The organism is Roseateles oligotrophus (assembly GCF_014204525.1).
Taxonomy (GTDB): domain Bacteria; phylum Pseudomonadota; class Gammaproteobacteria; order Burkholderiales; family Burkholderiaceae_C; genus Paucibacter_A; species Paucibacter_A oligotrophus_A.
The window spans coordinates 360,362-386,347 of the sequence record NZ_JACHLP010000002.1; the positions used below are offsets into that span (position 1 = coordinate 360,362).

23 protein-coding genes and 1 other RNA gene are annotated in these 25,986 nt (G+C 65.6%); 19 read left to right on the plus strand and 5 right to left on the minus strand.

All coding sequences use genetic code 11. From position 1 onward, the window contains the following. The first annotated feature begins 44 nt into the window (after window positions 1-44). From HNP55_RS06195 to HNP55_RS06220, 6 genes are all read left to right on the plus strand, one after another. On the plus strand, window positions 45-311 hold the full coding sequence (locus HNP55_RS06195; protein ID WP_184297299.1) for a hypothetical protein: 267 nt from the start codon (window positions 45-47) through the stop codon (window positions 309-311). Window positions 312-459: 148 nt separating this feature from the next. Next, the gene (locus HNP55_RS06200; protein WP_246448220.1) at window positions 460-2,244 is read left to right on the plus strand and encodes a DUF1800 family protein; all 1,785 of its coding nucleotides are present in this window, start codon (window positions 460-462) and stop codon (window positions 2,242-2,244) included. Further along, window positions 2,241-3,782, plus strand: a complete 1,542-nt coding sequence (locus HNP55_RS06205) for a DUF1501 domain-containing protein (RefSeq protein ID WP_184297301.1) — start codon at window positions 2,241-2,243, stop codon at window positions 3,780-3,782. Before HNP55_RS06200 ends, HNP55_RS06205 begins: the two co-directional genes overlap by 4 nt. 151 nt (window positions 3,783-3,933) lie before the next feature. Beyond that, window positions 3,934-4,218: a hypothetical protein gene (locus tag HNP55_RS06210; protein WP_184297303.1), complete on the plus strand. Its 285-nt coding sequence runs from the start codon at window positions 3,934-3,936 to the stop codon at window positions 4,216-4,218. 127 nt (window positions 4,219-4,345) lie between these two features. Continuing rightward, on the plus strand, window positions 4,346-5,287 hold the full coding sequence (locus tag HNP55_RS06215) for an ATP-binding cassette domain-containing protein (protein WP_184297305.1): 942 nt from the start codon (window positions 4,346-4,348) through the stop codon (window positions 5,285-5,287). A gap of 16 nt (window positions 5,288-5,303) precedes the next feature. Continuing rightward, the gene (locus HNP55_RS06220) at window positions 5,304-6,575 is read left to right on the plus strand and encodes an ABC transporter permease (protein ID WP_184297307.1); all 1,272 of its coding nucleotides are present in this window, start codon (window positions 5,304-5,306) and stop codon (window positions 6,573-6,575) included. A 75-nt stretch (window positions 6,576-6,650) separates the two neighbouring features. Here the strand turns inward: HNP55_RS06220 and recQ are convergent, their stop codons facing one another. Beyond that, a complete protein-coding gene (gene recQ / locus HNP55_RS06225; protein ID WP_184297309.1) occupies window positions 6,651-8,525 on the minus strand; it encodes a DNA helicase RecQ in 1,875 nt (624 codons plus the stop codon). A 28-nt stretch (window positions 8,526-8,553) separates the two neighbouring features. Between recQ and HNP55_RS06230 the strand changes: the two genes are divergently transcribed. Continuing rightward, complete coding sequence (locus HNP55_RS06230; protein ID WP_246448221.1) at window positions 8,554-9,066, plus strand: cupin domain-containing protein; 513 nt, start codon at window positions 8,554-8,556, stop codon at window positions 9,064-9,066. A 59-nt stretch (window positions 9,067-9,125) separates the two neighbouring features. Continuing rightward, a non-coding RNA gene (locus tag HNP55_RS06235) (sX9 sRNA) lies at window positions 9,126-9,202 on the plus strand. A gap of 22 nt (window positions 9,203-9,224) precedes the next feature. Here HNP55_RS06235 and HNP55_RS06240 read toward each other — a convergent pair. The 3 genes from HNP55_RS06240 to HNP55_RS06250 are packed head-to-tail and all read right to left on the minus strand — an operon-like array spanning window position 9,225 to window position 11,895. Continuing rightward, window positions 9,225-9,980 carry a head GIN domain-containing protein gene (locus tag HNP55_RS06240; protein ID WP_184297312.1) on the minus strand — a complete coding sequence of 252 codons (756 nt, stop codon included), beginning with the start codon at window positions 9,978-9,980 and terminating at the stop codon, window positions 9,225-9,227. Beyond that, window positions 9,977-10,771: a LytR/AlgR family response regulator transcription factor gene (locus tag HNP55_RS06245; RefSeq protein ID WP_184297314.1), complete on the minus strand. Its 795-nt coding sequence runs from the start codon at window positions 10,769-10,771 to the stop codon at window positions 9,977-9,979. The genes HNP55_RS06240 and HNP55_RS06245 overlap by 4 nt, the downstream gene beginning before the upstream one ends. 23 nt (window positions 10,772-10,794) lie before the next feature. After that, window positions 10,795-11,895, minus strand: a complete 1,101-nt coding sequence (locus tag HNP55_RS06250) for a sensor histidine kinase (RefSeq protein WP_184297316.1) — start codon at window positions 11,893-11,895, stop codon at window positions 10,795-10,797. A 179-nt stretch (window positions 11,896-12,074) separates the two neighbouring features. Here HNP55_RS06250 and ssb point away from each other — a divergent pair, with 179 nt between their 5' ends. Then, window positions 12,075-12,647, plus strand: a complete 573-nt coding sequence (ssb, locus tag HNP55_RS06255) for a single-stranded DNA-binding protein (RefSeq protein WP_184297318.1) — start codon at window positions 12,075-12,077, stop codon at window positions 12,645-12,647. Window positions 12,648-13,170: 523 nt separating this feature from the next. Here the strand turns inward: ssb and HNP55_RS06260 are convergent. Continuing rightward, the gene (locus tag HNP55_RS06260) at window positions 13,171-16,353 is read right to left on the minus strand and encodes a metallophosphoesterase family protein (protein WP_184297320.1); all 3,183 of its coding nucleotides are present in this window, start codon (window positions 16,351-16,353) and stop codon (window positions 13,171-13,173) included. A 625-nt stretch (window positions 16,354-16,978) separates the two neighbouring features. On the opposite strand from HNP55_RS06260, the gene HNP55_RS06265 reads away from it, so the two are divergent. The 10 genes from HNP55_RS06265 (at window position 16,979) to HNP55_RS06310 (ending at window position 25,983) form a co-directional block, all read left to right on the plus strand. After that, window positions 16,979-17,200, plus strand: coding sequence for a hypothetical protein (locus HNP55_RS06265; RefSeq protein WP_184297322.1), 222 nt, complete (start codon window positions 16,979-16,981; stop codon window positions 17,198-17,200). 2 nt (window positions 17,201-17,202) lie between these two features. Next, on the plus strand, window positions 17,203-17,502 hold the full coding sequence (locus HNP55_RS24825; RefSeq protein ID WP_184297324.1) for a type II toxin-antitoxin system RelE/ParE family toxin: 300 nt from the start codon (window positions 17,203-17,205) through the stop codon (window positions 17,500-17,502). 94 nt (window positions 17,503-17,596) lie between these two features. Beyond that, window positions 17,597-17,845: a hypothetical protein gene (locus tag HNP55_RS06275; RefSeq protein WP_184297326.1), complete on the plus strand. Its 249-nt coding sequence runs from the start codon at window positions 17,597-17,599 to the stop codon at window positions 17,843-17,845. A 183-nt stretch (window positions 17,846-18,028) separates the two neighbouring features. Continuing rightward, the gene (gspG, locus tag HNP55_RS06280) at window positions 18,029-18,496 is read left to right on the plus strand and encodes a type II secretion system major pseudopilin GspG (RefSeq protein ID WP_184297328.1); all 468 of its coding nucleotides are present in this window, start codon (window positions 18,029-18,031) and stop codon (window positions 18,494-18,496) included. Window positions 18,497-18,528: 32 nt separating this feature from the next. Further along, window positions 18,529-19,731 (plus strand): type II secretion system F family protein, encoded by a 1,203-nt coding sequence (locus HNP55_RS06285; RefSeq protein ID WP_184297330.1) that lies wholly within the window; start codon window positions 18,529-18,531, stop codon window positions 19,729-19,731. Further along, on the plus strand, window positions 19,728-21,260 hold the full coding sequence (locus HNP55_RS06290) for a GspE/PulE family protein (RefSeq protein ID WP_184297332.1): 1,533 nt from the start codon (window positions 19,728-19,730) through the stop codon (window positions 21,258-21,260). The genes HNP55_RS06285 and HNP55_RS06290 overlap by 4 nt, the downstream gene beginning before the upstream one ends. Before the next feature lie 13 nt (window positions 21,261-21,273). Continuing rightward, complete coding sequence (locus tag HNP55_RS06295) at window positions 21,274-22,674, plus strand: hypothetical protein (protein WP_184297334.1); 1,401 nt, start codon at window positions 21,274-21,276, stop codon at window positions 22,672-22,674. Continuing rightward, window positions 22,671-23,258, plus strand: a complete 588-nt coding sequence (locus tag HNP55_RS24630) for a hypothetical protein (RefSeq protein WP_184297336.1) — start codon at window positions 22,671-22,673, stop codon at window positions 23,256-23,258. The genes HNP55_RS06295 and HNP55_RS24630 overlap by 4 nt, the downstream gene beginning before the upstream one ends. Next, a complete protein-coding gene (locus HNP55_RS06305) occupies window positions 23,255-23,812 on the plus strand; it encodes a hypothetical protein (protein WP_184297338.1) in 558 nt (185 codons plus the stop codon). Before HNP55_RS24630 ends, HNP55_RS06305 begins: the two co-directional genes overlap by 4 nt. Continuing rightward, window positions 23,809-25,983: a secretin N-terminal domain-containing protein gene (locus tag HNP55_RS06310; protein ID WP_184297340.1), complete on the plus strand. Its 2,175-nt coding sequence runs from the start codon at window positions 23,809-23,811 to the stop codon at window positions 25,981-25,983. Before HNP55_RS06305 ends, HNP55_RS06310 begins: the two co-directional genes overlap by 4 nt. The last annotated feature ends 3 nt before the right edge of the window (window positions 25,984-25,986 follow it).

The following is a 25,986-nucleotide window of genomic DNA, read 5'->3' on the forward strand; positions in this document are numbered from 1 at the left end:
CCATGGTTAGCGCTTTTGCTAGCCCCGCAGCAGGAGTCAAGACCATGAATACCCGCCCCAAGAATCGCCTCGTCATCGTCTGCGCCGTGCTCGGCCTTGGCCTCGGCGGCACCAGCGCCTGGCTCGCCCGCGGCCCCGCCGCAGCACCGGTCCAGGTCGTGAAGCTGGAGCGGGTGGTGATCGAGGGCAAGCGTGCCAGCGCGGCCCAGCCGATCGAGCATCTGCCTCGCGTGGTGATCGAGGGGCGTCGCAGCGATGCCACAGTGCAAATGGCCGCCGCCCGGCGCTGCGAGGCCAGCCAGGATTGCTGAGTGCCCAAGGCGGCGCGCGCTTTGTGCGGCGCCCCGTGTATCTGTGTAAATTTCTGGTTACCTTGCCTTACAAACTTCCCTCCCCAGCCCGCTGAACTCGGCCGTGGCTTGGCTAGAGTGCCCGACTCTAGGAGAGCGAGGGAGTGATATGAAAAAGAATCGCATGGCGTGGGCGGCCAAGGCCGCTGCGCTCGCTGTCGTCGTGGGTCTGAGTGCCTGCGGTGGCGGCGGTGGAGGCGGGGGGGCGAGCAGCCCGGCCTCGGCGCCGACGCCCGAACCGGTGGTGATCAAGCCCAGCAACGAGCAGGCGCGGCGCTTCCTGCTGCAAGCCAGCTTCGGCCCCACCGATGCCTCCATCGAAGCCGTCATGCGGCTGGGTTATGAGGCCTGGATCGACGATCAGCTGGCCAAGCCGGCCAGCTCGCACCGCCTCAACTGGGACAACGCGGACGCCGCCATCAGGGCCGCCAAGGCGGCCGGCACCGGCACCGGCAAGGCCACGAATGCCGGCGCCGGCGAGGTGCTGGACTCCTTCTACAAGGTGGCCGTCACCGGCGATGACCAGCTGCGCCAGCGCCTGGCCTATGCCTTGTCACAGATCTTCGTCGTCTCGCTGGCCCAGGGGGCGTTGGGCGAGCAGCCACGCAGCGTGGCGGCCTATCTGGATATGTTGGCCAAAGAGGGCACGGGCAGCTACCGCGATCTGCTGCAGCAGGTGGCCTTGCATCCGGCCATGGGCATCTATCTCTCGCATCTGCGCAACCAGAAGGAAGACCCGCTGACCGGCCGTGTGGCCGATGAGAACTTTGCCCGCGAGGTGATGCAGCTCTTCTCCATCGGTCTGCAGGAGCTCAACACCGACGGCGGCCCCAAGCTCGATGGCACGACGCCCCGGCCCAGCTACGGCCCCGAGGATGTCAGCGGCCTGGCCAAGGTTTTCACCGGCTGGAGCTGGGACGGCCCCGACACCGACAACAACCGCTTCGCTGGCTGGTGCCCGACTTTCTGCGAGCCCGATCGGCTCATCCAGCCCATGCAGGGCTATGGCCAGTACCACTCGATCAGCGAGAAGCGTTTTCTGGGCACGGTGGTGGCGGCGCAAAGCAAGGCCAAACCCGAGGCCAGCCTCAAGGCGGCGCTGGACACCCTGGCCGCCCACCCCAATGTGGGGCCCTTTATCGGCCGCCAGCTGATCCAGCGCCTGGTCACCAGCCACCCCAGCCCGGCTTATGTGGCACGGGTGGCCCAGGCCTTCGGCCCCAGCGGCAATATGAAGGCCATGCTCAAGGCCGTGCTGCTGGACCGCGAGGCCCGCGAACCGGCCGCCGCTGATGCCAATGCTTATGGAAAGCTGCGCGAGCCCGTGCTGCGCCTGACCCAGACCCTGCGGGCGCTGGAGTCCAGCAGCGATTCCGGCGCCTGGTTGATACGCAGCACCGACGACCCCGCCGCGCAGCTGGGCCAGTCGCCGCTGCGCTCGCCCTCGGTGTTCAATTTCTACCGCCCCGGCTATGTGTTCGCGGGCGGCGAGACGGGGGCTGCCAAGCTGACCATGCCCGAGCTGGCCCTGGTGAACGAAAGCTCGGTGGCCGGCTATTCCATCTATATGCGCAATGGCTTGTCCAGCGGCTTTGGCCCCTCCGGCCTCGACGGCAAGAACGGGCGCCCCGATGTGCAGCTGGCGCTGACGGCCGAGTCCGCCCTGGCCGACAAGCCGGCCGAGCTGGTGAACCTGGTCAGCGCCAAGCTGCTGGGCGCGCGCAGCAATGCGGAGCTGAAGGCCGAGATCGTGGCGGCGGTGGAGAGCGTCAAGCTTGATGCGCTGAAGGCCGACGCCAGCAACCAGAAAACCGTGGACGAGCAGCGCCGCAACCGCGCTCGCATGGCGGTTTATTTGAGCGTGCTATCCCCCGAATACATGGTGCAAAAATGAGCAGCAGCCCTTTCATCCCATCTGCGGCCTCGCGCCGTGCATTCCTGCGCCAGGCCGGCGCGCTGGCCGGCATGGGTGCGGCCGCGCCCATGGCCCTCAATCTGGCGGCCCTGGGCCAGGCCAGTGCCCAGGCGACGGGCGACTACAAGGCCTTGGTCTGCCTGTTCCTGACCGGCGGCAATGACAGCTTCAATATGTTGTTGCCCACCGATACCGATTCATGGACCGCCTACCAGAACACGCGCCGCCAGGCCCCCGACTCCATCGCCCTGCTGGCCGCCGGCACGGCACCCGAGCTGGGCGCCGCGGCCGCCTCGCCGGCGCGGCTGGGCGGGGTGCTGCCCATCAGCCCCCTCAACAACCAGGGTCGCAGCTTTGCCCTGCATCCCTGTCTGGGCGCGCTGCGCGATCTCTTCGGCGCCGGCCGCCTGGCCGCGGTGGCCAATGTCGGCCCGCTGCTGACGCCGACCAGCAAGGCCGATCTCAAGCAGGCCAGCTTCCCGCGCCCGAGCGCGCTGTACTCCCACAACGACCAGCAATCCACCTGGCAATCGCTGCGCCCCGAGGGCGCCGCGCTGGGCTGGGGCGGCCGCATGGCCGACCTGCTGCTGGCCGGCAATAGCCAGGCCATCTTCAGCGCCGTCACGGTGGGCGGCAATGCGGTGTTCCTGAACGGCCAGCGGGTGCTGCCCTACCAGGTCAATACCCGTGGCGCCGTCAAGGTGGGTGGTTATGCGGCCAATCTGTTCGGCTCCACAACGGCGATGGAGCGGGTGCGCAATGTGATGCGCAACAAGCGCAGCGAGGACCTCATCGCGCGCGACCATGCCGCCATGGTGGCGCGCGCCCTCAACGCCGAAACCGCGCTGGCCACCGCCCTGCCCGACAGCTTTGGCGCGCCTTTTGGCACGCCCGGCCTGGCCGCCGGCGCGCTCGACCCCCTGCTGCAGTACGACAACCCGCAGACCGGCGGCAAGGCCGCCAACAATCTGGCGCATCAGCTGCAGGTGGTGGCCCGGCTGATCCAGGCCCGCGGCAGCCTGGGCGCCAGCCGCCAGGTGTTCTACGTCAGCATGGGCGGCTTTGACACCCACGACGCGCAAAACCGCAACCATGCCGAGCTGATGGCCAGGCTGGCCCATGGGCTGAGCTACTTTGACAGCGTGCTGGGCTCCTTGGGCCTGCGCGACAAGGTCACCCTGTTCACCGCCAGCGATTTCGGCCGTACCTTCACCAGCAATGGTGACGGCACCGACCATGGCTGGGGCGGCCACCACCTGGTCATGGGCGGCGCGGTGCGCGGGCGCGATATCTACGGCAAGTTCCCGGTGCTGGGCGTCAAGAATGCCAGCAACAACCATTTCGACAGCAGCCCCAACCAGCTGGCCAACGGCGCCTTGCTGCCCGAGGTCTCGGTCGAACAGCTGGGCGCCACCCTGGGGCGCTGGATGGGGGTGTCCGATGGCGGCCTGGCCGACATCTTCCCCAGCCTGAAGAATTTCGATGCCGGCGTGCGCGACCTGAAGTTCATGGTTTGACGGAGCGCGGCGGCCGCTGCTTCATCGCGCCAGACTGCAGCTCATTCGCCCCAGCCGCCGATTGATCGCCTGCCGCTGGAATGCCGTGCTTGCGCGGCCGAAACTGCTTGCATGGACGGCGCTTGTGCCGGCCTCGCAGGGAGTCAAGACCATGTTCAGCAGCAGCAAGAAGTTCGCCCTTATCGCCTTCGTCGCCCTCGGTCTGACGGCCGGCGCCAGCGCCGCCTATCTGCTCCACGCCAAGAGCAGCACGCCCGCTGTCGCCGTGGTCAAGCTGGAGCGCGTGGTCATCACGGGCAAGCGCCAGCAGCTCGCGGACGCGGCCCAGGCCCGCCCTATCGAGCGCCTGCCCCGTGTCGTGATCGAAGCGCGCCGCGCCCCCGAAGCCCTGCAAGTGGCGGACGCCCAGGCTTGTGCCGCCGCGCTGGCCTGCTGAGTCCGCCGCGCTGTTGGCGCGGGCCGGCGTCGATTCACGCCCGCTGCTGCGCCATTCGTCCCATGCCGCTGGCGATGCGGCCGCCGCTCCCTAAGATCGCGCCATTCCTTCTGATGGGGCGCGATTGATGAACACCACGGTGCTGCAAGTCCAGGGACTCAAAAAGAATTACGGCCCGCGCCAGGCCGTGCGCGAGATCTCCTTCTCGGTCCACGCCGGCGAGCTGCTGGGCTTGCTGGGCCCCAATGGCGCGGGCAAGTCCAGTACGCTGGGCATGGTGGCCGGCCTGAGCGCGCCGGATGCCGGCAGCGTCAGCGTCGGCGGCATCGGCCTGGCGCAGGACGAGGCCGGCTACAAGGCCCGCATCGGCCTGGTGCCGCAAGACATCGCGCTGTTCGAGGATCTGCCTGCGCAGACCAATGTCGAACTCTTCGGCGCCCTCTACGGCTGCCCCAAGCCGCGCCTGCGCCAGCGCGCCGCCGAGGTGCTGGAGATGGTGGGCCTGGCCGACCGGGCCCGCGACAAGCCCGCCAGCTTCAGTGGCGGCATGAAGCGCCGCCTCAATATCGCCTGCGCCCTGGTGCATGACCCCGAGCTGCTCTTGCTGGACGAGCCCACGGCCGGCGTCGATCCGCAAAGCCGTAACGCCATCTTCGAGCAGCTCGAAGCGCTCAAGCGCGCCGGCAAGGCCCTGGTCTACACCACGCATTACATGGAGGAGGTGGAGCGCCTGGCCGACCGCGTGCTCATCATGGACCATGGCCAGCTGCTGGCCAGCGGCACGCTGCCCGAGCTCTATCGCCAACTGCCCGCCGCTCAAACCTTGCAGCTGGAAGTGGAGGATGCCGCTCGCCTTGATTTGGCCGCTTTGCGCGCCCTGGTGGGCATCAAGAAAGCCGAATTGCGCGGCAGCCAGTTGCACATCGGCCTCGACGAGCTGGGCACCGGCAGCCAACTGGTTTTGCAAGCTCTGGCCGCGGCCGGCGTGGCCGTGCGCCACCTCAGCTCGGGCCGCGCCAATCTGGAAGACGTCTTCCTGAGCCTGACCGGCCGCCAGCTGCGTGACTGACACCCAAGGACCAACCATGACCGCCTTCATCGCCCTGGTCCGCAAGGACTTGTTGCTCTATTTTTCCAACCGCCGCGCCGTGCTGATGAGCATCGCCGCGCCCATCCTGATCGCCGCCTTCTTCGGCAGCCTGTTCGGCAATAACAATAGCAAGCCGGCCAGCGTGCCGGTGGCCATCAGCGATCTGGACCGCAGCCCGCTAACGGCCAAGATCATCGCCGCCATGAAGGCGGACAGCAGCTTGCTCGTCAGCGAACTGGCGCCCGCGGAGGCCCTGGCCCAGGTCAAGGCGGGCAAGCAGCGTGCCGCCGTCACCTTCCCGGCCGGCTTTGCCGAGCAGGCCTCGCGGGCCCTGTTCGGCGGCGGCAAGAAGCCCGAGCTGCGTCTGGACTACGACCCCTCCCAGGCCATGGCCCTGCCTCTGGTGCGCGGCCTCTTGTCTCAGCATGTGATGGCGCTGGTGACGCAGGATGTTTTCAGCGGCAACAGCCCCTTGCTGAACGATATGCGGGCCCAGCTGCTGCAAGACGATAGCCCGCCCACGGAGCGCCGACGCGATCTGATCGCCATGTTTGACAGCATCGCCAAAGTGCAGGCCCCGGCCAAAGCCGCTTCCACCCCGGCCGCCGGCGGCCTGAGTCTGCCCTTCGCCACCCGTGAGCTGGAGGCCAGCGCCCGCGTGGAGACGCGCTACAACAGCTACTCGCATTCCTTCGCCGGCATGGGCGTGCAGTTCATCCTGATGATGGGGGTGGACATCGGCGTCGGCCTCTTGCTGATGCGCCGCCAAGGCCTGTGGTTACGCCTGCGGGCCGCGCCGGTGTCCAAGGCCCAGCTGCTGGGCAGCCGCATCGCCAGCTGCGCGCTGATCTCCCTGCTCGTGTTTGCAGCCATCTACGCCGTCGCTTTCGCGCTGTTCAAGGTCAGGGTGGAGGGCAGTTGGTTGGGCTTTGCGGCCGTGTTGATCGCCTTCTCCATCCTGACCGCAAGCTTCGGCCTGCTGATCGCGGCCGTCGGCAAAACGCCCGAGGCCACCCGCGGCCTGGCGATTCTGGTGACGCTCTTGATGGTGATGCTGGGCGGCGCCTGGGTGCCGTCCTTCATCTTCCCCGAATGGTTGCAGACCATTTCCCTGTTCGTGCCCACGCGCTGGGCGGTGGACGGGCTGGACGCGATGACCTGGCGCGGCCTTGGGTTTGACGCGGCGCTGGCGCCGGTGGCGGTGATGCTGGGCTTCTCGCTGCTGTTTGCCGCCCTGGGGCTGGCACGCTTCAAGTGGGAGGAGTGAGCCTGCGCACAAAGGCCCGGAAGGGGCTTTGTGGCGTGGCGAACGACTTGGCGCGATACAAGCGCCAAGGCTGAGTCAGCCGTCCTCGCCCAGCACCCGCAGAATCTCCGCCCCGTAAGCCTCCAGCTTCTTGGCGCCCACGCCGCTGATGCCGGCCAGCTCCTCCAGCGTGGCCGGGCGGCGGCGGGCCATCTCGGCCAGGGTGACGTTCTGGAAGATCACATAGGCCGGCAGGCTGTGCTCTTTGGCCACCTCGGCGCGCCAGGCCTTGAGCTGGTCGAACAAGGCCTGGGCCGATGCGTCCAGATCCTCGGGGGCACCCGCGCTGCGCGCCCCACCGGGCTTGGCGACGCGGCTGAGCTTGCCGCGCTTGGGCGCCACGGTGGGCACGCGCAAGAGCAGTTGCACCTCGCCCTTGAGCACGGCGCGGGCCGAGTCGGCCAGGGCCAGGGTCATGTACTCGCCCTCGGTCAGCACATGGCCGAGCGAGATCAGCTGGCGCAGCACGGCGCGCCATTGCGTCTCCGGCAGATCGGCGCCCACGCCCCAGGTGCTCAGGCTCTGGTGACCGTACTGCGTCACCTTGTCCGTCACCTTGCCGCGCAAGACGTCGATCAGATGACCGGCGCCAAAGCGCTGGCCGCCGTTCTGGTGGAAGCGGTAGATGCAGCTCAGCAGCTTGCGGGCGGACTCGGTCGCGTCCCAGGTGGCCGGTGGATGTAAACAGTTATCGCAATTGCCGCAGCTCGTGCTGGCTTCGCCAAAATACGCTAACAGCCTGACCCGACGGCAATCGGTGGCCTCGGCCAGGGCCAGCAAGGCGTCGAGCTTGCCGCGCTGGCCTTTCTTGAACTCCTCGCCGGCGGGGCTTTCGTCGATCATGCGGCGCTGGTTCACCACATCGGCCAGGCCGTAGGCCATCCAGGCCTCGGCGGCTTCGCCGTCGCGGCCGGCACGGCCGGTCTCCTGGTAATAGCTCTCGATATTCTTGGGCAGGTCCAGGTGGGCGACGAAGCGCACATCCGGCTTGTCTATGCCCATGCCGAAGGCGATGGTGGCCACCATCACGATGCTGTCCTCGCGCAGAAAGCGGTCCTGGTGTTTTTGCCGCAGGCTGGCGTCCAGGCCGGCGTGATAGGGCAGGGCCTTGATGCCCTCGCTGACCAGCCAGTCGGCCGTCTCCTCGACCTTTTTGCGGCTCTGGCAGTAGACGACGCCGGCATCCATCTCGTGCTCCTCGCGGATGAAGCGCAAGAGCTGTTCGCGTGGCTTGTCCTTCTCGACGATGGTGTAGCGGATATTGGGCCGGTCGAAACTGCTGATGAAGACGCGGGCCTCTTCCAGGCGCAGACGCTCGATGATGTCGGCCCGGGTCAGCTCGTCGGCGGTGGCCGTTAGCGCGATGCGCGGCACCTCGGGGTAGCGCTCGTGCAGCAGGGAGAGCGCCAGGTACTCGCTGCGGAAATCATGCCCCCACTGGCTGACGCAATGCGCCTCGTCGATGGCGAACAGGCTCAGCAGGCCGCGCTCGTACAAGGAATCCAGCTGAGCCAGAAAGCGCGGGTTGGTGATGCGCTCGGGCGCGGCGTACAACATCACCAGACGGCCGCGCATCATCTCGCGCTCCACCTGCGAGGCCTGCTCGTTGCTGAGGGTCGAATTCAAAAAGGCTGCGTGTACGCCGGCCTCTTCCAGCGCGCCGACCTGGTCGTGCATCAGCGCGATCAGCGGGCTGACCACCACCGTCACGCCCTGGCCGGCGCGATGCCGGGCGATGGCGGGGATCTGGTAGCACAGGCTTTTGCCGCCGCCCGTGGGCATCAGCACCAGGGCGTCGCCGCTGCCCGTCACATGCTGGATGATGGCTTCTTGGGCGCCGCGGAAGGCGGCATAGCCGAACACCTCTTGCAGGATGTTCAGCAGGACTGGATGATGGGGAATCTGGCTCATGTCGCTGGCCATTGTCGGGGAGAACCCTTTGAGTGAATCTGAAAGCCTTGAGACCGGCCGAGCCGAGGCCTTGCGCCACAAGCTGATCCGCAACCACCAGAGCGTGGAGCGCGAGCGCTTTGTGCGCGCGCCGCGCTACGACAGCATGATAGGCGGCGTCTCCGACGGCACGCTGGCGCGCAAGCTGGGCTGCGGGGTGGACACGGTGGCGCCGGGCCAGCAGAGCTGCCCCTACCACTTCCACCACACGCAGGAGGAGATGTTCATCGTGCTCGCGGGCAGCGGCACGCTGCGGGTGGCGGGGGAGTTGCTGCCGATTCAAGAGGGCGATGTGATCTTCATCCCCTGCGGGCCCGACTACCCGCACCAGATCCTCAACACCTCGATTGCCCCGCTGAGCTATCTGTCCATCAGCACGCAGGAGCGGCCCGAGGTCTGCGAGTACCCCGACTCCGGCAAGATCGGTGTCTTCGCCAACAAGGGTCGCAGCTTTGTGCAGCGCCTGGAGAACGGCCTCGACTACTGGGAAGGCGAGCCGTGAGGCTGAGAACTTTTTACTGCGCAGCCGTCATGCGTCGTTGGGCGGTGCTCGGAATCCTCACGTACAGGAAGTACGTTCCGGTTCCTGTGCTCCGTCCGCCTAGCCTGACAGCCGCTCGCTACAAAAGTTCTCAGCCTCTGAGTTGATGGCACTGGCCGCTAGCGCTTCTCCCCCAGCGACTTGATCGTCGCCAGCCCGCTGGTCTGCCGCGTTACTTGCGGCTGGCCCCAGTATTCCACCGAACCCACGCCCGAGATGTGCACGGCCAGGTCCTCGACGACCCAGAGCTGGGCATTGCCGATGCCGCTGATATTGACCTGGGCGCGGCCGGTGCGCAGGTGGTCGGCCAGCAGCTTGCCCTTGCCCGAGATGCCCAGATTGAGCTGGCCGACCTGGCCGCGCAGCTGGCCATCGCCGGCTCCCGAGACATTGAAGTCCAGCCGCTCGGCCATCAAATCGTCCAGGCGCACCTGGCCGGCGCCCGAGATGCGCACCGTCAGCCCTTGCAGGCGCAGCGGGCCGGGGGCATGGACATCGCTGGCGCCGGCCAGGGTCAACTGCTTGAGCTCGCGCATGCTGATCTCCAGCTGCAGGCGCGCGTTGTTCCAGAACTTCCAGCCGCCGCTGGGCTCGATGCGCAGCTGCTGGTTGACCAGGCGGAGTTGCACCGTTTTCTGCAGCTCGGGGTCGCCGACGATGAAGACCTGGTCCTTATCGCCCTGGCTGAGCTTGACCTGGGTCAGGCCCTCCACCTGCAGGCGGTCGAAGGGGCCGGGGCTGTAGAGCTGGCCTTCGACATCGCCACGGCCTTGCGCCAGGCTATTGCCCAGGCAGGCGCTCAGGGCCAGGCCCAGCAAGCCCAGGCGCGCGGTGGCGATGTGGCCGGTGCTGCCCTGCAATTTGGACGGACTCATATCGATTGCTCCCGCAGTTTTTTTGAGACCTCGCGGCTGGCCGTGAAGCGGCTGCCGTCCCGCATCTGCACCAGCAGCTGGGAGTTCTCGTCCGGCGTCATGGCCTCGACAAAGTCCAGATTGACGATGCAGGCCCGCTGCAGCTTGATGAAGCGCAGCGGGTCCAGCCTTTGCTCGAAGGCGGTGATGGGCAGGCGCACCAGGTATTGGCGGCCGCGGCTGGCGACGGCGGTGTACTTGGTGTCGGAGCGCAGGTACTCGATGGCGTCGACCTGCAGGGGGAAGATCTTGCCCTGGTCGCGCACCAGCAGGCGGCTCAGCGGCTCCAGCGGCAGGCCGGCATGGCTGCCGCCGCCTTCCTCGGCCTGCTCCACCTCCTGCAAGGCCTCGTGGATGGCCTTGGGCGAGCCGCGGGTCTGCAGCGCGTGCTGCACGGCCTCATTGAAGCGCTCTTGCGAGAAGGGCTTGAGCAGATAGTCCACCGCATGCAGCTCGAAGGCGGTCAGTGCATATTCGTCGTAAGCGGTGGTGAAGATGACGGTGGGCAGGGGCCGGCCCTCCAGCTCCAGATCTTGCTGCAGGGCGCGCAGCACCTGCAAGCCCGTCATGCCCGGCATCTGGATGTCCATGAAGACCAATCCGGGCCGCAGGCGGCGGATCTCGGCCAGGGCCGTGGGGCCATCGGCGCAAAGGGCTTGCAGCTGCAGCTGGGGCAGCTGGCTCACCCAGTCGGCCAGGCTCTCGCTGGCCAGGGGCTCGTCTTCGGCGATCAAGGTGCTGATGCGGTGCATGGGCTGTTTGTTCTTTCTTACTGTCAGGTCTGAGGGATCCAGAGGTCAACTCGGAAACCCTGGCCCGGTGCGGTGTGGATCTGCATGCGGGCCCGGCCCTCAAAGTCCAGGGCAAAGCGGCGGCGCAGGGCGCTCAGGCCCACGCCGCCCGAGCTGCCCGGCTGGGCCTGGCGCTCGGCCTGGCCGGGCTCGCAGCCCTGGCCGTCGTCGCGCACGCAGAGCTGCAAGGCCTGGGTCATGGCATCGCGCTGGGCGCTGATGACGATCTCGCCGCCCTGGGGCAGGGGGGCGATCCCGTGGCGCACGCAGTTCTCCACCAGCGGCTGCAGGCTCAGCGGCGGGATCTCGTCCAGCAGGGTTTGCGGGTCCAGCTGCCAGCTCACCCGCAGGCGCGGCCCCAGGCGCAAGGCCTCCAGCGCCAGGTAGTCGCGCACAAACGCCAGCTCCTCCTGCAGGGCCACGCGCTCGGTGGCCTCGCGCTTTTCTGCCAGCACATAGCGCAGCATGCCGGCAAAGCGCAGCAGGCCTTGCTCGGCCGCTTTCGCGTCCTTGCGGGTCAGGGCGATCAGGGAGTTGAGGGTGTTGAACAGAAAATGCGGATTCAGCTTGCCGCTGATGGCCGAGAGCTCGGCGCGGGCCAGGGCGCTTTCCGCCTGCACCTGGGCCAGCTCCAGCTGCTTGGCGCGACGCGCGTTCAGCACCGCGCTGAAGGCCGTCAGCAAGGCCAGATAGACCAACGCCCCCCAGAGCGCGCGCCAGAGAATCGACTGCGCCAGCATGGCCTGGGCATGCGCGTTGCCGAACAGGCAGAGTGCCATGCCGTAGTCCAGCATCTGCCAGGCCGTGCCAAACAAGAGCGCGCCGGCGAGGTGCAGGGCGCACAGCTCCCACAGCGGCCGCGGCCGGCGGTTCAGCCAGCCCAGCCAGGGCCAAACGCCCAGGCCCAGCAGCATGGGCGGCCACAGGCTCAGGCTGGCCTGGTACATGGCCTCCCAGAACTGCCACAGGCCGGGCTGGAACTCGGTGACCCCCAGCACAAAAAGCAGCCAGGTGAGCAGGCAGCCACCGGCATAGGCCAGCCAGAGCTGTCGATTGCGCTGAGTTGCTGCGGTAGAGGTGGACATGGGCTGCATCTTAGGCAGGGTGGATGGGGCCTCGGGCGGTGGCGGGATCAAGTGCGGTATTTGGGGCATCATTTGCGGCCGACCCAGGCTCCTAGGGTTGCCGCCAGTCCGCCGGGAGCGCCGGGCGGCATAATCCTGCCTTTGGTTTTCTTTCTCTCTCTCGCTACGCGGAGCGCACTATGGCCTCGGTCAACAAAGTCATTCTCATCGGTAATCTGGGGCGCGACCCCGAGCTGCGCTACAACCCCAGCGGCGTGGCCTTTTGCACCATCAGCCTGGCCACCACCCGCAACTGGAAGAACCGCGAGTCTGGCGAGCGCCAGGAAGAGACCGAATGGCACCGCGTCGTCTTCAACGACAAGCTGGCCGAGATCGTCGGCCAATACTGCAAAAAGGGCCGCCCCATCTACGTCGAAGGCCGCCTGCGCACCCGCAAATGGCAGGACAAGGAAGGCCGCGACACCTACACCACCGAAATCATCGCCGACCAGATGCAACTGCTGGGCAGCCGTGACGGTGGCGACGAAGGCGGCGGCGGTGGCGGCGGCAGCTACGGCGGTGGCCGCAGCGCTGGTGGCGCCTCTGCTGGTGGCGGCGGCTACGGCGGTGGCGACGACTACGGCGACCAGCAACCCGCGGCCCGTGCACCGGCCCGCCCCCCCGCACCGCGCGCCCCGGCGCCCCGTGCCCCCGCCCCGGCTCCGCGTGCGGCCACGGGGTTTGATGATATGGATGACGATATTCCGTTCTGACGCGGACTTTTTCCTGCCGTCAACAAAAGCCCTCGGTGCTTGGCACTTGGGGCTTTTTTCTTGTTGAGCTTGGGCTTGGCGGCTGTGGGTGGGGTTGAATGGCAGGCGGGGCTTGATGGATGTCTGCTTCGGGCTGGTTGCTGTTTTCATTTCGACCGGATAGTCGTCCGCTACCGGCCAGGAGCCGCCCTTGGCCATTGTCCGCTTGCTGGTAGTCGCGAGCTGGTCTCGCTTCAGCCCAAGCATGTCGCTGGCACGGAAAGCGGTGTTGCACTCCAGCGTGAACAGCGCTCACGCGCGCCGATTCTGCTGAAACCATGCCTTCACATCCTGGACCTTGCTGTACTCCTTAATCGGAGTAGTGACGGTCCACTTGCCTTTGTGGGCTGGCGTGTGCCCAAGTCGAAATGGCATGGATGCAGAGAGTAAACATCCATGCCGTCTTCAATCTCAATACTTAACTGGCTAAAAGCCTGTTTAGCCTTGACATCCTCCAGACAGAAGATGACAAGGCATTCATGAATTAATAGCCCCTCGTAAGCCGCTTTTTTTCCAGGTTGCTGATAAAGCGGCCCTTCGCATTTACTTTTTCACGATTGCTCTTCGTGGACGCCATAAGACTTACAACCTCGCCCAACATCGACTTTATACGGTCAACCTCATTTGCCCTAAGCCGACCCAACATGTAGATTTCAAAGAGCTTAGTGAATATCAGCTCGCAAACATAGCGATCCTTCTGGAATTGCTTTAGCAAGCTATCAACTCGGTCAATCCAATTAGGCAACCGCAAATCAACCATGAGAAACACATCCATTACTCTCTGAATGGCGAACTTGGTTGTCTTACGATGTTCTTCTACGACTAATTGCAGCTTCGACGTGCCGATAGATTCGAGCGCCACCGAGAAAATTACATTAGGAAGAAGTAGCTTCCTCAAATATCTCGCCATCGCCGGATTGTCCGCAGGCAACATGCCTTCTAACAACTCCAAGATTGGATCACTCTCTGCAGTTCCAAAAGAACTGCCTGTTTCCGTATCTTCCTCAATAGAGGACATGAGCCCAATCAATATCTGACACCAGCCCTCAGTTAGATCGTTATAGCTCGCTGCCTTCAACTTGACATCCCCAACCAGTTCCGAGTTTCTGAGGATAGAAGACCCGATCCGAAGAGCTTCTAAGTATTGGCGGCTGGGCGGCGTGCTGTTGAAATCCTTCCGAGCTGGTCCTCGCGCCATCACCTTACGTTGGCTTTTTTCGTCTAGCGCGTCGAGCATCGCGTGGCGCTGCTCTGCAGTGGGCCGTTCTTGCGCGGCCGCCTTTAAGCGGCCTGCCTCGGTGTTTGATAGCGCTCTCCCCTTACTTCGGATTCGCTCGAATTCGGTTAGATCGCCACCTAGGCCGGATTGAGCCCTGAACGCTGACACGATGGCAACGGACTTTGAGAGCACTGCAGTTTGGTCCCGATGTCGGCCCGTGTAATAGTCCAGCTCCTCTCCGAACTCGAGAAAATGTTCGGGAGAAAGCGCTTTTTCAAGCAGGGCTTGATTTTCATGCAACCGAGTGGAAAGGAAGAATGCCCTGATAGCCTCGAACATAAACGATACTTCTTCGCCAATCTCCAACAAAATCCCCTTGGCTTTTAGGTCTTCCAAGAAGTAGCCTGAAGTAAACGGCAATCCCTTCGAGGCAAAGTACGTCCCAGTAAAACGCTCCAATTCGTGCGAGCTTATGTGATTCTGACCAGAATAATGCAAATGCTCGGCAAGGGCAGCCAGATAATGGCGCTTGATCGTCGAATCTATCTTTGATCGATCCTTTGTCTCAGACAGCTTCTCCATTACACCGTCGATCAACGCATCAAGTATTTCGGCCTGATTCACAGGAGAAAAGTGCGTTTGCTTCTCGCGTATCCACAGAAGCGCTGAAATCAGGAAAGGGGATCTGGGAATATTTAGGCGCGACAGCAGCGCCAGCACATCATCGACCTTGTCGGCGCAATCGTCGCCTGACTCTCCAAACCAATTTTGGGTAAGAAGTCGGGTTTCTTTGCGACCAAAGGGATGAATATAGAATATTTCAACATTATCAGCGACAACCAAGGGAACACGAGTAGGAGATAGCGAGTACTCCACTTCCTCGCGCATGGTCCAATAAAACCGGCACCGCGAATAAGTAGCACAAAACTCCTTAACCGCCTTAAATTGCTTGGCTTTATTCGCAATTAGATTGTCGAAGCACACGCAGAATGCTCCGGCCTTCAGTAGCGCGATTGTTTCACTTTTTCTGTACGCGTTGCCGGAAAATGAAATTATGGCATCAACCAAACTCGACGCAGTTTCGCCTGCCACATTCAGGTCGATATACGCTCCAAACGCCGGCAAGTCGCCAGAAAACTCAAGGCACTGCGCACATATGTTTTGCAGCAGCGTTGACTTGCCCATATCACTCGCCCCGATTAGAACGACGTGTCGCTTGAGCTGCAAAACTTCTTTGAGCGAAACAAATAGACCGCTCTCACCATTTTTGGTATTCGAGCTGAATTTTCGTTGCGAAACCCTGCTAAGCAATGGCTCGACAAAAATTCCTTTGAGTGTCTTTGGCGCCACATCCGACACGAGGGCAGGCAAAAGGCGACCTTCAAACGACGCTGCGCAGGCGTCAATGAACTCATCCGATGGCATTTGCGGAACTGCTTGGCTACTCGAAGCTCGCGTTCGCGTGAACGATGCTTGACCGTTAGGAGCAAAGCGGATAGCAGCGTCAAACTCCTGTCGTCCCTCGTAGTATTCGCGAGCGGAAATCTCCCATCGGGACTCACGCGGGTAGAAGGTTAAGCTTGAATAGCCGTTAAAGAAATCGCGGCTCTGGTATAGACACCCAGCATTGCTAGAGAAATACGAATTGGATGTGCCGGTAAGAATTTGCGCGTCCGGCTCGTGATTATGGCCAGAAAAGAGAGCATCGAAATTATTTAGCAACTGCCGCTGAGTGGACTGCGAGTCCTTAGGAGACAGCCAAACAAGTGGATGATGTACAAGCGCGAACTTGAAATCACTGCCGTCCAAATCAAGCACAACTTCATCCAACTGGCTGCGCCCAAGCATTAGTTTGCCATAATCACCATCGTTGGGCGCGCCGGTTGCCTTCCACGCCGAATTTAGGAGTGCAATGCCATACTTTACTCCGGCAATTTCGACAACCTGCGTTCGAAACAACTTTGATTCGACATTGGGGTCTAGCTTCTTTAGAAGCGCGTTGAAACCTTCAAGCCCAGTGCCCCCATTCATTGACTCCACTTCGTCAAAGTATTTCGCAGCATCTTCGTTTGAGCAAATTTGCTTAAGCGCATTTCCAATAATGGATGTTTGCTCTTTCAGATTCACATCATGATTACCCGGCACAATCAACAGGCGGCTTGGGTCAAGGTCGCAAGCCTCAATCAAAGGGAGAATAAACTCCGTTTCCAAGGCTTGAGAATTTGAATCTGTATAGTTCCCTTTGGCAATTAGGTCGCCAGTTAGGAATATAAAGTCGTAAGCTCCCGCCTGGGCAATTTGTCGTTTCAGATCAACGAACAGCGCTTTGAGTACAACCCTTTGGTCCCTAAGGCTCCCAACATCCAAATGAAGGTCAGAAAGATGCAGTATTCTTATTGCAAGGCTCAAATCAACTCCCAAAATCCCGCAGTTAGGGCGGTTGTACATGTTAGCCGCGAATCTAGAGGGCGCACTGACGTTGTCGCGGGGGGTGCCTCCCAAGCAGTTCCAGCCCAGGCTCACTACCGCCGCAGATTCCCGTAATCGACTGTCTACTTGACAGGGGAGCTTACGGTTTGAACTAACGACCGGCCGAGTAAACCGACCCGAATTTCGAGTCGGTCCCTTCGTAATGCTACTCGTTCCGGCCCGGCGCTTGGAGGTCAGCTTTACGGCGATGAGGCAGGGGATGTCGAGCGTCGCAGATGGGTCGGGAGCAGCCCACCGGACAAGCTGCTTGATCGGCAGCAAGCGCTACCAAGCCGCCATCGCCCACATCCTGCGATAGGACCGCGGCAAGACGACCGCGCCAATCACCATCCCACTGCTGCCCTATCAAGCGAGCACCGTACCCATGCTCTGAGGTTGAGCCAGTGCTCATACCGCTGCTAACCAGCATTTCGTTGGGTTTCTCTTGCTTGCAGATCCGCGCTCCGAGAGGACGCGGGCCTTTGTTGTCCGTGTACGCCCAGCGAAAGCACTTCGTTGCCGATACCGTCAACAGTCGGTTCTTGCAGGCCGCAGACCCCATGCCTGTGCTTCGGGCCTCAAGCGTTCGGAGTACCATCGCGCCATGCAAGTAGCTAGCGGCAAAGTCATCGCAGGCAAGGTCGTCGTCGAGGGGTTGTCTCTCGCCGAAGGCGAGGTGGTCACTGTCGTCAAACAGGACGGCGAGCCGGTTGTACACCTGTCTGCCGAAGAGGAAGCGGAATTGCTGGAGGCGATGGCCGAGGCTGATCGGGGCGACACGATCTCTGCCGAAGAACTTTTCGCCCGCCTTAGCCGCCCTGGCTAGCCGTGGCGCTCCAGCTTCGCATCACCTTCCGAGCGGCGGCGCAGATTGAGCGAGCCAATCGGTGGTGGTTGGCGAATCGCCTGGCCGCACCGGACGCATTTGTTGATGATCTTCGCGTAGCGTTCCATCTGTTGCTGAGGCAACCCGGCATTGGCACGAAAGTCGCCAATGCCAGGATTGAAGGGGTTCGCCGCTTGCATCTGGGGCGTGTTCGCTACTACGTCTTCTACCGCGTCAAGGACGGTGAGCTTGTTGTCCTGTCGGTATGGCATTCGAGTCGCGGCAGCGCACCAGCGCTCTGAGTTGTGATGATTGCTCTTGGGGCCACGCGTGCAAACAGCGCCCGGCAAGGTCATCGCAGGCGCCGTGTGATGGCTCACCTGAGGAGCATTCCCAATGAGGCCTGAGCGTGATGAGCATGATCTTGGATTCAGCTGGCGTGCCAGAAAGAATGGGGTGGTGGAGGTCTTGCATCATGGGCGCCTGGCGGCGACGCTGCGCGGCATGGAGGCCGCCGATTTCCTCGCTGAGCTTGAAGCCGGAAGCGTGCAGGACGCACAGCAGTTGATGGCCCGCATCACCGGCAATTACAAGCGTGGCAATGAGCGCCAGGCCAGCCAGCATCCTAGGAATCGGCGCGGATAAAGCGCCCAGGCTTTAGCCGTACTGTCATCTGCCCTCGTTACAGTGTCATATTGACTTAGGGGTGGATAGTTCAAGCCCCAATGGCGAGCACTTTCCCCTGTGCCATAGTCGGTCGCAAGAGTCTCTGGCCTGCGCACCTTGGCGCCAGGGTTTGCACTTAGTTCAGCTGATCAATTGGTCTCCATGGATCTCATTCGGAACACTGCCCCTGCCTCTTTGTCTGCACTGACACCGCCTCGCGCCGGCGCCCGCTCGAGCGGCTTCACCTTGCTGGAGTTGCTGGTGGTGATGGTCATCATCGGCCTGCTGGCCGGCTATGTGGGCCCGAAGTTTTTCAATCAGATCGGCAAGTCCGAGGTCAAGGCCGCGCGCGCGCAGATCGACGGTTTGCAAAAAGCACTCGACCAGTACCGCCTCGATGTCGGCCGCTACCCATCGACCGAGCAGGGCCTGGCCGTGCTGGTCGCCAAGCCGGCGGACGAGCCGCGCTGGGCCGGCCCCTACCTCAGCAAGGCCTTGCCCAAAGACCCCTGGCATAACGACTACCAGTACCGTTCCCCCGGCGAGCATGGCGAATACGATCTGCTGTCCCTGGGCCGCGATGGCCGGCCGGGCGGCGAGGGTGAAGACGCCGACCTGACCAGCTGGTGATCAGCGTCTCGTCCCGTGCCGCGAACGCCGCCATGCCTAGCTTCCAAGCGCGTGTTTTCCACCCCGAGGGGGTGAGGCTGCTGCGCGTCGAGGCGCCGGATCGGGCCTCGGTGGCGGGCGTGCTGGGCGTGCTGCCGCAGCATGTATTGGCCGTGGACGAGTTGGCGCCTGGCGGCCCGTCCCGGCGCATGGCCGTCATGCGCGGCGCCAAGCGCTTTCCCCTGCAGCTGTTCAGCCAGGAGTTGAGCGTCTTGCTGGACGCCGGCATCGCCCTGCTGGAGGCCCTCAACACCTTGCGCGAGAAAGAGGGCGTGGAGGCGGTGCGTGTGGCCTTGAACGGTGTGATCGCCAGCGTGGAGCAGGGCCAGCCCCTGTCCGTCGCCATGCGGGCCCAGCCCCAGGCTTTTGACGAGCTGGTCTGCGCCATCGTCGCGGCCAATGAACGCACCGGCCAGCTCAGCAGCGCGCTGGCCCAGCACGCCAAATACCTGGCCTGGGTGGAGAGTCTGCGCGCCCGCCTGATCGCGGCCTGTGTCTACCCGCTGATGCTGCTGGCCGTGGGCGGCGGCGTCATCCTGTTTCTGCTGCTGTTTGTGCTGCCGCGTTTCGCCGGCATTCTGGACGGCCTGGGCAATGAGCTGCCCTGGGCCTCGCGGGCGCTGATCCAGTTCGGCCAGACGGCCGGTGCCCATCCATTTGCGCTGTTAGGCGGCCTCGGCCTGCTGTTGTTCGCGGGCTTTGCCCTGTGGCGGCACGAGCCCTTGCGCCAGCGCCTGCAGGCGGCCCTGTGGACCCTGCCGGGCCTGGGCCCGCGCCTGCGCGTGCTGGCCCTGGCGCGGCTGTACCGCAGCCTGGCCATGCTCTTGGCCTCGGGCGTGCCGGTGCTGGCCAGCCTGCGCATTGTCGAGGACGTGGTGGCCGCGCCCTGGCGGCCGGCGGTGGCGGCGGCGGCCGCGCAGATCGAGAGCGGCCAGCGCCTGTCCGAAGCCCTGGAGGCCCAGGACCTGGCCACGCCCGTGGCCCGCCGCATGGTGCGGGTGGGCGAGCGCAGCGGCGAGCTGCCGGCCATGCTGGAGCGCGCCGCGGCCTTTCACGACGAAGAGGCGGCGCGTCTGACCGAGCTGCTGACGCGCGCCATCAACCCGGCCCTGATGCTGATCATGGGCGTGCTGATCGGCGGCATCATCGTGCTGATGTACCTGCCGATTTTTCAGCTGGTGGAGCAGGTGCAATGAGTGAAAAAACTTCCTTGCAGGACTGGCTGCCTAACGACCAGGCCCCCTGGCATCTGGACTTCGAAGCCTGGCCGCAGGCCCAGGCCCAGCGCTGGCGCGCGGTGCTGGCCGTGTCCGGCAGCGGCCGCAAGATGTTGCTGGGCGAGCGCGAGCCCGACGCCATGCTTTTGCAAAGCGTGGAAGCGCGCCTGCAGTCCCCCGTGCGCTGGTTGCGCTGCGACGCGGCGGCGGTGACGCATTGGCTGGGCGCGGGCGAGGCGGACTTCCGCGCGCTCTCCGATGTGGAAGAAGCGGTGGTGGAGGCCGACAGCGGCGGCGAGGCGCTGGAGCTCTCGGCCCTGGCCATGTCCGAGCAGGCCAGCCCGGTCGTGCGCCTGCTCAATGCCACGCTGTACGACGCGCTGCAGGACGGCGCCAGCGATGTGCACATCGAATGCACGCTGCGCGGGGCGGTGATCCGCTTCCGCGTCGACGGGGTGATGTCCATGGTGCGCACGGTGGAGGGCGCTTCGGTGGCCGAGCAGCTGGTGTCGCGGTTGAAGGTGATGTCCGAGCTGGACATCGGCGAGCGCCGCCTGCCGCAGGACGGCCGCTTCAAGCTCAAGGTGCAGGGCCGGGAAGTGGATTTCCGCCTGTCCATCATGCCTAGCGTGTTCGGCGAAGACGCCGTCGTGCGCGTGCTGGACCGCGCCCGCATCGAGCAGGCGGGCGGCTCGCTAACGCTGGATGCCCTCGGCTTCCAGATGGATGAGCGCGCCGCCATCCGCGCCCAGGCGCGCCAGCCCCACGGCATGCTGCTGGTGACCGGCCCGACCGGCAGCGGCAAGACCACCACGCTCTACGCCACGCTGGCCGAGATCCACACCGGCAGCGACAAAATCATCACCATCGAAGACCCGGTGGAATACCAGCTGGCCGGCGTGGTGCAGATCCCGGTCAACGAGAAAAAAGGCCTGACCTTCTCGCGCGGCCTGCGCTCCATCCTGCGTCACGACCCCGACCGGGTGATGGTGGGCGAGATCCGCGACCCCGAGACGGCGCAGATCGCCGTGCAGGCGGCGCTGACCGGCCATCTGGTCTTCTCTACCGTGCACGCCAACAACGCCTTCGACGTGATCGGCCGCTTCATGCATATGGGCCTGGACCTGTACAACGTGGTCTCGGCCCTGAATGCCGTGCTGGCTCAGCGTTTGGTCCGACTGACTTGCAAGCATTGCGCCCGACCCGATCTGCCCGATGCCGTCACCCTTGCACGTTATGGATTGAAGGCGGGTGAGCAGCAATTCCTGCGCGGCGAGGGCTGCGGCCATTGCCGCGGCACCGGCTACAAGGGCCGCCGCGCCGTGGCCGAGCTGCTCAAGCTGGACGACGGCCTGCGCGACCTGATCGCCGCCCGCGCGCCGATGTCGCAGATCAAGGAGGCCGCCCGCGCGCGCGGCATGAAGCCGCTGCGCGTGATGGCGCTGCAGGCGGTCTGCCGGGGTGAAACCACCTTCGAGGAACTGGAGAGGGTCACCCTCGATGAGTAGTCACAAGCCGCTGATGTTTTCTCCCCTGGCCGGGGCGGCCGCGCCCGCGGCGGGCTGGCGGGCCAGGGCGCGTGCGCGCCTGCAGCGCCAGGCCAGCCGGCTCTTCCTGACGGCCGAGGGCTTGCGGGAGCTGGACGGCGACGGCCTGCAACACGCGGCCGCCGACTGGGCCTCGGCCCGCGCCGGCCAGGCGCTGGAGCTGATCGTCTCGGCCCGCCTGCTGCATGAGCTGATCTGCGAGCCCGGCCTGCCCCTGGGCGAGGAAGAAGAGCTGCAAGCCTATGGCCACCAGCAGTTTGCGCATTACTTCGGCGCAGCGGCGCGCAACTGGCCGTTGGCCAGCTGGCGGGCCGACAAGGCCGGCCTGGGCCTGAGCGCCCTGCATGGCCTGGACTGGGCCGGGCTGCAATACCTGTTCGAGCAACAAGCCCTGCTGCCGCGCCGTGTGCGGCCGGCCTGGGCGCCGCTGCTGCACCAGCTGCTGCAGGACGAGCCCGAGTGGGCGCGCGCGCCGCGCGCCGGCCTGGCCTGGGTGGAGGGGCAGGTCTTGACCTGGCTGCAGCTGGAGCAGGGGCGCTTGCAAGGCTTGCGCCAGCTGCGCCTGGCGGCGGCCACGCGCCCGGCCCTGCTGGAGGCCTTGGGCGAATTGAAGGCCGAGCTGCAAGTCCCGCTGCTGGTGCAGGGCTTTGGCCTGGACGCCGCGGGCGCGGCCCTGCCGGCGGCCGCTGCCTCGCTGCGTTTTCTTTCCGATTTGAGCGGCGTGGCGCCGCAGGGCGACTGGTTTGCAAGCAAGGCCCAGCCCCAGCCCGGCTGGCCGGACCCCGATTTCCTGGGCCCGCGCCAGCGCCGCTGGCCGCTGGCCTGGCCCTTGGCCCTGAGCGCGGCCCTGGTGCTGGGCACGGCGGTCTGGGGCCTACAGGACAGCCGCCAGAACCTGGACCTGGCCCAGCAGCAAGCCCAGCGCCTCACCGCCGAGGTGCAGCGCCTGGGCGGCAGCAAGCCGTCGGCTCGCAAGACGGAGGTGGCGGCGGTGGCCAAGCGCGGCGAGCTGGACGCCTTGCGCGGCGCGCAGGAGGCGCAAAAGCTGTTGCAGCAAGCCTGGGAGCCGCTGCTGAGCAATATCGAACAAGCCGGCCTGGGCGAGGCGGCCAAGCCCGAGCCGGGCGGCATCAGCTGGCTGAGCCTGGACTACTCGGCCGCCCGTGGCGAGCTGCGCCTCGAAGGCCTGGCCAGCGACAAGCTGCTGGCCTTGCAGCTGGCCGACCGCCTGGGCCATGCGCCGGGTTGGCGGCAAGTGATGTTGAGCCGCTTCCAGACGGCCGAGCAAGGCCTGAGTGGCCAGCGCTTCGAGCTGACGGCGCGGCTGCGGCCCGAGCTCTTGCAGCCGGACCTGCCGGGCAAGGACAAACCATGAAGATCTCGACGCTTACCCTGCCGCGCCTCGATGCCGCCGCCCTGCGCCGCGGCGCGCGGGCTCTGGGCTGGCCCGGCCTGATCGGCCTGCTGGCCTTGTTGCTGGCGGCGGCCCTGTGCCTGGTGGCGGCGCGCTGGGACGGTCAGGCGGCGCAGTACCAGGCGCAGACGGAGCGCCTGCGCCAGGAGCTGCGCCTCAAGCGTGCCGCCGGCCTGCAGCAAGCGCAGGCCCCGGCCACCCAGGCCCAGTGGTGGCAGGCCCTGCCCGCCGCCACCGAGCGCCAGCAGCGCCTGGCCGATCTGCTGGAGATGGGCTTGCGTCTGGGCCTGGTCAGCGCCCGCAGCGAGCACCGCCTGAGCGTGGACGCGGCCGCCGGCCTGGAGCGCCTGCGGGTCAGCATGCCGGTCAGCGGCGGCTATGCCCAGCTGCGGCAATTCATCGCCGCCGCCCTGCAGCACGACGCGGCCCTGAGCCTGGACGGCCTCAAGCTGCGCCGGGCCTCGCCGCAAGCGGCCGAGCTGGAGGCGGAGCTGCAGTGGTCCTTGCACAGCCGTGTCGAGCCCGCGTCGGAGGCCAGGCCATGAGCCGGCCCGCCAGCCGCCGCCGCTCGCTGGGCTTGCTCACGGCCCTGGCCCTGACCCTGCTGGCCACCTGGTGGGCCGCAAGCAGCGAGGACCAGGAAGACCTCGCCCGGCCTAGCGCCGCGGCTCAGCGCAGTGCCGCGCCCCCGCCTGCCGCCCGGCGCGACCGCCCGGCCGAGGCCAAAGCGCGGGAGGCCGAGGCCGCAGCGCCGAGCTGGGCGCCGGTGCAGCGCCAGGCTTGGGCGGAGGTGCCGGAGCGCCAGTTTGCCGCCTGGGCACCGCCCCCACCACCGCCGCCGCCCAAGATCGTGGCGGCACCCAGCACGCCACCGCCGCCGATGGCGCCGCCCTTTCCCTACCAGCTGATCGGTCGCCTGGTCGAAGGCAGCAAGGCGCAGGGCCTGCTGGCCGGCCCCAACCGCAGCCTGGCCGTGCAGGTCGGCGATGTGGTGGACGGCCAGTGGCGCGTCGACCAGATTCATGAGCGCGGCCTCAATCTCACCTGGCTGCCGGCCCAGCTCCCCCAAATCATTGCCTTCCGCCCCACATCGCCATGAAGACGAATTACTTTCTCAGGTCGGCAGCTGCCCTGGCCCTGGCGGCCTTGCTGGCCGCCTGCGCCAACCCGGCCCTGCGCCAGGCGGAGGAGCTCAGCCGCGCCAACCAGATGCCGCAGGCCTATGCGGTGCTGGGCGAGGCCTTGAAGCAAGCGCCGCAAGACCATGCCTTGCGCGCGGCCCAGCTGCGCCTGCAGAACCAGCTGGTCTCGCGCCTGCTGATCCAGATCGAGGGCCTGCGCGCCGGCGGCCGCTGGGAGGAGATGGGGGAGGCCATGCAGCAGCTGCGGGAGCTGGACCCCAAGCACCCGCGCCTGGCCTGGTTCGAGGCCGAGCTGAAGCGTGGCCCGCGCCAGGAGCTCAAGCTGCAGGCCGCGCGCGCGGCCCTGCGCGAGGGCAAGTTGGAGCGCGCCGAGGCCCTGGGGCGCGAGATCCTGGTGGAGTCGCCCCAGCATGTGGGCGCCCGCCTGCTCTTGAGCCAGGCCGCCCAGGCGCGGCCGCTGGAGGCGCAGAGCACGGAGATGGGGCCGGCCTTCCAGAAGCCGGTGACGCTGGAGTTCCGCGACGCGCCGCTGCGCCAGGTGTTTGAAGCCCTGGCGCGCAGCAGCAATATCAATTTCGTGTTCGACAAAGATGTGCGTGCCGACGCCCGCGTCACCATCTTCCTGCGCAATGTCAGCCTGGACGAGGCCATGCGGGTGCTGCTGTCCACCCAGGCGCTGGACCGCAAGATGCTCAACGACAGCTCGGTGCTGATCTTCCCCAACACCGCCGGCAAGCAGCGCGAGCATCAGGAGCTGATCACCCGCACGCTCTACCTCACTAACGCCGATGTCAAGCAGGTGCAGGCCATGGTGCGCACCATCGCCAAGGTGCGCGACATCCATATCGACGAGCGCCTCAATCTGATGGTGGTGCGCGACACGCCCGAGGTGATGCGCCTGGTGGAAAAGCTGATCGCCTCGGTCGACCTGCCCGAGCCCGAGGTGATGCTGGAGGTGGAGGTGCTGGAGATGAGCACCGACCGCGCCGATGCCCTGGGCCTGAAGTGGCCCGACACGGTGCAGTACGGCCTGACCGGCGTCACCGGCCAGGTCGAGCTGGGGCGGCGCAACGAGTTCCGCGCCAGCATCGCCAACCCGGCCGTGGTGGCCACGCTGCGCGGCAGCGCGGGCGATGTCAACATCCTCGCCAACCCCAAGATCCGGGTGCGCAACCACGAGAAGGCCAAGGTCCATATCGGCGAGAAGCTGCCGGTCTTCACCACCACCTCGTCCATCAATATCGGCGTGGCCTCCTCGGTGAGCTATCTGGACGTGGGGCTGAAGCTGGACGTGGAGCCCACCATCCAGCTGGACAACGACGTCAGTATCAAGGTGGGGCTGGAGGTCAGCAATCTGATCAGCGAGGTGCTGGGCCCCTCGGACTCCAAGGCCTACCGCATCGGCACCCGTGTCACTTCGACCACCTTGCGCCTCAACGACGGCGAGACCCAGGTGCTGGCCGGTCTGATCAATGACGAGGACAGGCGCACCGCCACCGGCATCCCCGGCCTCTCGGCCATGCCCGTGGTCGGCCGCCTGTTCGGGGTCACGCAGGACAACCGAACCAAGACCGAGATCGTGCTGCTGATCACGCCGCGCATCGTGCGCAATCTGGCCCTGCCGGATGCCGCCTACACCCGCCTGGCCAGCGGCACCGACGCCTCGCCCGGCGCCTTCAGCAGCCTGCTGCGGCCCAAGGCCCAGGTGGGTGTGGGCCCCGCCGGCGGCGCGGGCGCGAACGCCGCGGGCTTCAGCGTCACGCCGCCGCCCGCGGAGGGGGCTGGCGCTGGCGAGGCCGTGCTGCGTTTCGAGGTCACGCCTCAGGTGGGCCCGGGCGGCACGGTGTCGGTGACGCTGAAGAACGAGAGCGGTGCCCATCTGCGGGCGGAGCTCGAGTTCGACCCCGCCAAATTTGCGCCGACCCAGGGCGGCGGCCAGCCGGGCCGGGTGCCGGTGGAGCTGGCGCCGCGCGGCGACAAGGTTGTCATCCTGCGGGCCCTGCCCGCTGCCAATGGCCAGGCGCTGAATATCGCCGTGGGCAGCATCAGCGCCACCGGTGCGGCGGGTGAGAACGTGTCCGTGCGCCTGGAGGGCACAGGCTTGCTGACGGTGGATGCGCCCCGTTGAACA